Source organism: Paenibacillus sp. P4_A7 (assembly GCF_056402455.1).
On sequence record NZ_JBFUHJ010000336.1, the window covers coordinates 1 to 6,032 of the forward strand.

At 46.6% G+C, this 6,032-nt stretch carries 7 protein-coding genes; 6 read left to right on the forward strand and 1 reads right to left on the reverse strand.

The window, feature by feature from the left end; translation table 11 throughout:
• Positions 1-172: 172 nt before the first annotated feature.
• Positions 173-1,810 (forward strand): chaperonin GroEL, encoded by a 1,638-nt coding sequence (gene groL, locus AC1DWN_RS25440; protein WP_477561689.1) that lies wholly within the window; start codon positions 173-175, stop codon positions 1,808-1,810.
• 607 nt (positions 1,811-2,417) lie between these two features.
• Here the strand turns inward: groL and AC1DWN_RS25445 are convergent.
• The gene (locus AC1DWN_RS25445) at positions 2,418-2,666 is read right to left on the reverse strand and encodes a hypothetical protein (RefSeq protein WP_477561690.1); all 249 of its coding nucleotides are present in this window, start codon (positions 2,664-2,666) and stop codon (positions 2,418-2,420) included.
• A 144-nt stretch (positions 2,667-2,810) separates the two neighbouring features.
• Between AC1DWN_RS25445 and AC1DWN_RS25450 the strand changes: the two genes are divergently transcribed.
• From AC1DWN_RS25450 to AC1DWN_RS25470, 5 genes are all read left to right on the forward strand, one after another.
• The gene (locus tag AC1DWN_RS25450) at positions 2,811-2,936 is read left to right on the forward strand and encodes a hypothetical protein (protein WP_477561691.1); all 126 of its coding nucleotides are present in this window, start codon (positions 2,811-2,813) and stop codon (positions 2,934-2,936) included.
• Positions 2,937-3,293: 357 nt separating this feature from the next.
• Positions 3,294-4,499, forward strand: coding sequence for a Gfo/Idh/MocA family protein (locus tag AC1DWN_RS25455; protein ID WP_477561692.1), 1,206 nt, complete (start codon positions 3,294-3,296; stop codon positions 4,497-4,499).
• A gap of 42 nt (positions 4,500-4,541) precedes the next feature.
• Entirely contained in the window at positions 4,542-4,862 is a 321-nt protein-coding gene (locus AC1DWN_RS25460) for a hypothetical protein (protein WP_477561693.1), read from the forward strand.
• Positions 4,863-4,932: 70 nt separating this feature from the next.
• Positions 4,933-5,301, forward strand: coding sequence for a hypothetical protein (locus AC1DWN_RS25465; protein ID WP_477561694.1), 369 nt, complete (start codon positions 4,933-4,935; stop codon positions 5,299-5,301).
• 49 nt (positions 5,302-5,350) lie between these two features.
• Positions 5,351-5,884, forward strand: coding sequence for a hypothetical protein (locus AC1DWN_RS25470; protein ID WP_477561695.1), 534 nt, complete (start codon positions 5,351-5,353; stop codon positions 5,882-5,884).
• Positions 5,885-6,032: the final 148 nt, after the last annotated feature.

The following is a 6,032-nucleotide window of genomic DNA, read 5'->3' on the forward strand; positions in this document are numbered from 1 at the left end:
GGGCAATATACTGCACGTTGGGCAATATACTGCACGTTATATAGAATTTATAAGTTTAACACTTATAAATTACTATATAACCACCGCGAAACGAGCCTATGCCGCAAGGACGGCGACAGCCGTTTACGCTTGCTAATTAATACTTAAAATTATTTTGGGAGGTTTACCAATAATGGCTAAAGAAATTAAATTTAGTGAAGATGCTCGTCGCGCAATGCTGCGCGGAGTTGATGCTCTTGCAAATGCGGTTAAAGTAACATTGGGTCCTAAAGGCCGTAACGTTGTTTTGGAGAAAAAATTTGGTAGCCCGCTAATCACGAATGATGGTGTATCCATTGCGAAGGAAATCGAGCTTGAGGATGCTTTCGAAAACATGGGCGCTCAGCTTGTTAAAGAAGTAGCAACAAAAACAAACGACGTAGCAGGCGATGGTACAACTACAGCTACTGTTCTTGCACAAGCGATGATTCGCGAAGGCTTGAAAAACGTAACTGCAGGCGCTAACCCAATGGTTATCCGCAAAGGTATCGAAAAAGCGGTTAAAGCTGCTGTTGAAGAGCTTAAAGCTATTTCGAGACCAATCGAAGGCAAAGAATCGATCGCACAGGTTGCATCGATCTCATCCGCTGACGATGAAGTAGGCCAACTGATTGCAGAAGCTATGGAAAAAGTCGGCAACGACGGCGTTATCACAGTTGAAGAGTCGAGAGGCTTTATTACTGAGCTTGAAGTAGTTGAAGGTATGCAATTCGACCGCGGCTACCTATCCCCATATATGATCACTGATACAGAAAAAATGGAAGCAGTGCTTGACACTCCTTACATCCTTATCACTGACAAAAAAATTACGAACATTCAAGAGATCCTTCCGGTTCTTGAGAAAGTCGTACAATCCGGCAAACAGCTTCTAATCATTGCTGAAGACGTTGAAGGTGAAGCGCAAGCTACATTGATCGTTAACAAATTGCGCGGCACATTCACTTGCGTAGCTGTTAAAGCTCCAGGCTTTGGCGACCGTCGTAAAGCAATGCTGCAAGATATCGCTGCTTTGACTGGCGGCCAAGTGATTACAGAAGAGCTAGGACTAGACTTGAAATCAACTACGGTTGAACAGCTAGGTTCTGCTCGCCAAGTACGCGTTACAAAAGAAAACACGATCATCGTTGACGGCGCTGGAAACTCTGCTGATATCGTTGCTCGCGTTAACCAAATCCGCGCTCAACTGGAAGATACAACTTCTGACTTCGACCGTGAAAAATTGCAAGAGCGTCTTGCTAAATTGTCCGGCGGCGTTGCTGTAATCAAAGTCGGTGCAGCTACTGAAACAGAATTGAAAGAGCGCAAGCTTCGCATCGAAGATGCTTTGAACTCAACTCGCGCAGCGGTTGAAGAAGGTATCGTATCCGGTGGTGGTACAGCTCTTATTAACGTATACAATGCAGTTGCAGCTGTTAAAGCAGATGGCGACGAGCAAACAGGTGTTAACATCGTACTTCGCTCCCTAGAAGAGCCTCTTCGTACGATTGCAGCGAACGCAGGCCAAGAAGGCTCCGTAATCGTTGAGCGTCTGAAAAACGAAAAAGTAGGCATTGGTTACAACGCTGCTACTGGTACATGGGTGAACATGTTCGAAGCAGGTATCGTTGACCCTGCTAAAGTTACGCGTTCTGCACTTCAAAATGCAGCTTCCGTAGCGGCTATGTTCCTGACTACTGAAGCAGTAATTGCTGACAAGCCTGAGCCTAAGGGCGCTGGYGGCGCTGGCATGCCTGATATGGGCGGTATGGGTGGAATGGGCGGCATGATGTAATCGAGTCAGTATCGAAGCAATTCGATGATGAGCGACCGCGATTTAGCGGTAGACTCGATTGCCGATGGAGCGAAGAGCGCTCCATGCGTTAACTAACCTGGAATCCCTTGTGTAGCAAGGGAGCTCAAGTTAGAAAAAATCATTTGACCACATGTTAACCACATGGAATATAAAAATGCTTCTCACGAGTTCAAATCGAACTTGGTGAGAAGCATTTTTTTTATGCATTTCGTAGTTCATCCAATAACTGGTTAAGCATCTTATCAAAAGTGAAAATTGTATGTCCACCGATCTTCGAATAGGCGAAGAGCAGGGAGTCAACAAAATCGATATTGATTTCACTGTAGACCTTTAGAGCCTCAACTATGATACTTCGGTCATGCGTGGCGATGTTACTGTAAGCAAGTAAGCAAATAAGCAAGCAAGTAAGTTCCGTAGTGAATCATTGATAAGTGGTCGATCAACCTTATAAACTTTTTCCAGTACATAAACAACTTCGGTAATGACTTCGTTTGGGATAAAGATAAGATGGTTTTCAATCTGGTCTCTGGATTGATCAATAAACTAAGCCGCATCTTGAAGCAAGTAACGCAGGATTATATTTGCATCAACGATGTTCATGCTTCTCTTGCACACCCTTTGCCCAAGCGTCTTGTTCATATTCGATTAAATCTATAATGGCGAATTTTTTTAAGGCGCCTCGCGCTGTAAGATTAGAAGGTCTTGGTGTGTTGAGTGGGGAGGGTTCTCCAATGGGTAAAATGAATAATTCAACATCCTGATTCCGCAGGCTCTCTGGAAGATCGACAATATGCTTGAGAACATCACTGTTTGTTACCTTTCTGACGAAGTTCATGTTAATCACCTTCCTTTGTTTAAGCATATCTGATTTTGCATGGACTAACAATTACCAATCTTACAATCGCATCCAGCAACACTATAGGTTTTTCATTAGTTCGCTAAACTTTTTGGTAGCTTCATTTTTGGAGGATTTTGTGACATGGAGATATACAGTGCGTATTTTCTCATCGCTACTGTGTCCAAGTTGTTCAATGATTTGGAATATATCGGCTCCAGCTTCCGCAAGCAGCGATACATGCGTGTGCGCAATTTGAAGCTTACATAAGGACGTAATCCGAGATTATATCCAGAATCAAGAAGAGGCGGATATCATCGAAGATAAGGCAAGTCAGCAAGCCCTTTCAGGGGGAGCCAAGGAAAAATGGCTGGCGAAATTACGCCTTCAGGCGTTGCCAGTATCCTGCCCCATATAGGGGCGAAATCAAGCCCCCATTGAACGGGCGGTACTGTGTCTATCTTTTCATGAATCATTCTGCCTAAAAAATCGAATAAAAAAACAAATGAAATGTAAACGCAATATAAAACAAACAATTGACAAGTCAAAAGGGTTTAATGTACGCTGTGATCGTAAGTTAAACGAAATGTATATAAAAATATGATGAGATTGAGGTGTGCGATTCAGATGGCAGAAAAAATGCTTGTGAAGCTGGCTGTAGTCGGAGGAGGACGCGGGTCTTCATTTAATGTTGCCCTATCGGTTCTTTCAGAGAAGGTCCAATTAACTGCAGTGTGCGATTTACAGGACGAGATCCTCCATAGATGGAAGGAGCAGTTCCCCGATGTACGTACATATAAGGACTACGAAAAACTACTGGAAGATGAACAAGTGGATGCGGTGCTGCTCGCCACGCCGTTAGCCCTTCATGCCAATCAGGCTGTTCGTGCTTTGCGCGCCGGCAAACATGTGCTTAGTGAAGTTATTGCCGCGCATACTCTGGAAGATGCATGGGAACTGGTAGAGGCAGTGGAGCAGAGCGGTTTGACGTATATGATGGCTGAGAATTACTGCTTTATGCGTCCGAATATGATGGTGCTTCATATGGCGCAGCAAGGGCTGTTCGGCGATATTACATTTGTTGAAGGCGCTTACTTGCATGACTGCCGCGAGTTGACACATTATCCGGATGGCGAGTTGACTTGGAGAGGCGAGCTTCAGCGTCAAGTGAACGGGATGAATTACCCGACTCACTCTCTGGGACCGTTAGCGCTGTGGCTTGGCATTAACCGAGATGATGAATTCGAATGGATGTCTACAATGACATCACGGAATGGATCCATGGCCAAATATTTTGCGGAAAACGTAAGCGAGAGTCATCCGGGAGCCAAAGATGATTATTGGAGTCAGGGGGATTCAGCGGTTACGACAATACGCACGAAGAAAGGAGTAGTCATTTCGTTGCGTCTGGACTGGACATCGAGTCGTCCGCATAATATGACGCATTACGGTTTGCAGGGTACCAAGGGCGCATATATAGCGGCTCGCCACGAAAGAGAGGAGCCTCTAGTCTGGATTGAAGGGCACTCGCCAGGTACTTCGTTCGGACGCGCTGGGGAGGAACATGCCAGATGGGAACCGCTCTGGAACTACAGCGAGAAGTTTGAACATCCGCTTTGGCGTCAATGGAAACAAGAAGCAGATAAATCCGGACATGGCGGGGGTGATTTCTTCGTCATCGATGAATTCATCTCTGCCATTGTGGAACAGCGCCGACCAATAGTAGATGTGTACGATGCAGTAACCTGGAGTTCTGTGTTCCCTCTCTCGATCGAGTCGGCTGCTGCAAATGGCAAACCAGTCCGTTTCCCTAATTTCAGAAGGAAATTATGAAGCTATATTCATAAGAGTAATTGATCAGGGATGGTGTTAGTTATGAAGTTGAAACACAATGTATGCTGGATTCGGGACAAGAGCAATCCGGTACTGCCTCCTTTAGAAGGAAGCAAATATGACAATAGGCTTTGTATGAACCCATGGGTTGTAAGAGAAGGGGATGAATATTGGCTTTTCTACGCTGGGGGAGGTCCGGATAAGCACCACCGCATTTGTCTGGCAACAGCCCATGTCGACGCGCCGCAAGAATGGAAGCGGCGCGGGCAGCTGTTTGATGTAGGTGAACGAGGGAGCTTCGACGGTCAATGGTGTGTGCTTCCGCATGCTGTCAAATTAGATGATGGAGGCTGGAGAATCTAGTATACCGGGAATAGCGGAATTGGAAGTTCGCTGGATATGTTTCCCGGAATTGGTCTGGCTGAATCACAGGATGGGAAACATTTCATCAAACATCCCGATAGCCCGCTGCTTCCGGCTTCGAAAAGTGAAGGCGCCCGATGCGATGGGAATCGCTGGTGGGTCGGTGCTTGTCGTAACTTTGCCATCGGGTGAGAAGGAATGGCGCTTCTACTACACGGGTTGTCCGACGCTTGGCGATGATGTGTTTCTGGATCAACAGAAGCAAATATGTCTTGCTGTTTCGCAAGATGGAATACGTTGGGAGAAGCGCGGCGCTGTCATGCTGCGAAATCCGCAGCATGACTATGAGAACATTGCGGTGGCCGGTCCTGTAGTACAGCAGCGTGCCGAAGGAGATTTCGTGATGTGGTACTCGGCGATCGGGACGCGATGGGGATAATCTTCAACTTGGCCCGATCTTTGGCACAGGCGGAGACTGGGAAAGCCAGATGGTGGAATATCCGTCTGTCATTGCGGAGGAGAGCGGAGCGCTCAGATTGTTTTATGCTGGTAATACCTATGGATATACCGGGATCGGTACAGCAACATCCACAGCGCTGCGTGCGACTCGTGAGAAGCAGGCGGCGCATATTGTTGGCGGCGGCAGGCAATGGCATCTATTGCCGGGAGAAGTTAGTTGGATAGCGCAAGCTGAAGCGAAGGGTAGAGTGCAGGATGAGACGGGAGCGGCGGACATTCCTTGGCAAGGACCTGATGCCAACGGTACGGTCTGGAATGAACGGACGCTTTCTGACGGATTTGAACTGCGAGTTATGTTTGAGCATCAAGCGGATGATTTGCTTGTGACAATGACGTTTATGAATCGGGCAGACCACGCTTTTTGCAATATAGTCGCTCCTTTGACAGTGCAGCCGCTGGAGCAGAAGCCTGGCGAGAGGGAGCTGCAGTTTAACTGGTCAGAGCAGCTTGGCGACATCGCTCCAGGTGAAACGAAGAAGTTTCGTGCTATGCTCTCATTTTGATTGGCAATAACATTGCTTGGTATCACATGAGCGGCTTTCAGATTCCGGGTTGATTCTTTCAGCCTTCTATGGAATTCGGAAGACCGCTTTTTGAGTATACGCTAATCCATTCATGAAATAATGTTAGACAAAGATAGGATGTTTAGAC